Origin of the sequence: Nonomuraea sp. H19 (assembly GCF_052068215.1) — a bacterium.
In the GTDB taxonomy this organism is placed as follows: domain Bacteria; phylum Actinomycetota; class Actinomycetes; order Streptosporangiales; family Streptosporangiaceae; genus Nonomuraea.
This window is the reverse complement of the sequence record NZ_JBQHCV010000118.1, coordinates 1-1,381: the sequence shown is the minus strand read 5'-3', so window position 1 is coordinate 1,381 and position 1,381 is coordinate 1. Positions and strand designations below refer to the sequence as shown.

Genomic DNA, 1,381 nt, shown 5'->3' with positions numbered 1-1,381 from the left:
CTAGTGTTATACGCCTGAAATCCGTCGGTTAAGTTCGTACGCTGGCAGGTATGGCGCATTCAGGACCGCCGGCGGTGGAGATCCATCTGACCGAAGCGGAGCGAGCTCGGCTGGTCGGCATGTCGGCGGAGTCGTCGCGGTTGGCGATCCGGGCGAAGATCGTGCTGGCCTGTGCAGAGCCGGGGGTCAGCAATGCGCAGGTGTCGCGGGAGTTGGGCATCGCTGTCGGTACGGTGCGTAAATGGCGTGCCGCCTTCGCCGGGGGCGGGCTGGACGCCTTGGTCGACGAGGCTCGTACGGGACGGCCCAAGGCAGAGTTGACGGTCACCGACGCCGAGCGGGCGGTGCTGCAGCGGTGGGCCCGGCGGGCGAAATCCTCGCAGGTGCTGGCGATGCGCTCGAAGATCGTGCTGGCGTGTGCTGAGGGTAAGGATAACCAGCAGATCGCCGCCGAGTTGCGGGTGCACCCGGACACGGTCTCGAAGTGGCGTCAGCGGTTCCTGCGGTTACGGCTGGACGGGCTGATCGACGAGCCGCGACCGGGCCGGCCGCCATCGATCAGCCTGGAGCAGGTGGAACAGGTGGTGGTGGCCACGCTGGAGGAGACACCGGCCGATGCCACCCACTGGACGCGGACCTCGATGGCCCGGCGCAGCGGGCTGAGCAAGTCGACCATCGGGCGGATCTGGCGGGCTTTCGACCTCAAGCCGCACCGCACGGAGACGTTCAAGTTGTCGACGGATCCGCTATTCGTGGAGAAGGTCGTCGATGTGGTCGGGCTGTATCACGACCCGCCTGAACGGGCGGTAGTGCTGTGCGTGGACGAGAAGTCGCAGATCCAGGCTCTCGACAGGTCACAGCCGGTGTTGCCGATGATGCCGGGTATGCCCGAGCGGCGCACCCACGACTACGTCCGCAATGGCATCACCAGCCTGTTCGCTGCCTTCAACATCGCCGACGGGAGCGTCATCGGTGAGTTGCACCGTCAGCACCGCGCTGCGGAGTTCAAGAAGTTCCTGGCCACGATCGACCAGACGGTGCCGGCCGAACTGGACGTCCACCTCATCTGCGACAACTACGGCACCCACAAGACGCCGGCCATCAAGGCATGGCTGGCCCGCCATCCCCGCTTCCACATGCACTTCACCCCGACCGGTTCGTCCTGGATCAACCAGGTCGAGCGCTGGTTCGGCTACCTGACCGACCAGCTGATCCGCCGCGGCGTCCATAAGAGCGTCCAAGCGCTGGAGAAGGACATCCGCGCCTGGATGGACCAGTGGAATGAGGATCCGAAGCCGTTCGTATGGACCAAGACCGCCGAAGAGATCCTCGAATCCCTCGCTAAATATTGCCGACGAATTTCAGGCGCATGACACTAGCC

The 1,381-nt window shown here is 64.9% G+C and carries 1 protein-coding gene; it reads left to right on the top strand.

Annotated features, from left to right (window positions below; all coding sequences use genetic code 11):
- The first annotated feature begins 50 nt into the window (after window positions 1-50).
- Window positions 51-1,373 carry an IS630 family transposase gene (locus ACTMTI_RS56830; RefSeq protein WP_441129402.1) on the top strand — a complete coding sequence of 441 codons (1,323 nt, stop codon included), beginning with the start codon at window positions 51-53 and terminating at the stop codon, window positions 1,371-1,373.
- The last annotated feature ends 8 nt before the right edge of the window (window positions 1,374-1,381 follow it).

Excerpts from the sequence above, each read along its gene's own strand:
- ACTMTI_RS56830 (WP_441129402.1), top strand. The coding sequence starts at position 51 with ATGGCGCATTCAGGACCGCCGGCGGTGGAGATCCATCTGACCGAAGCG.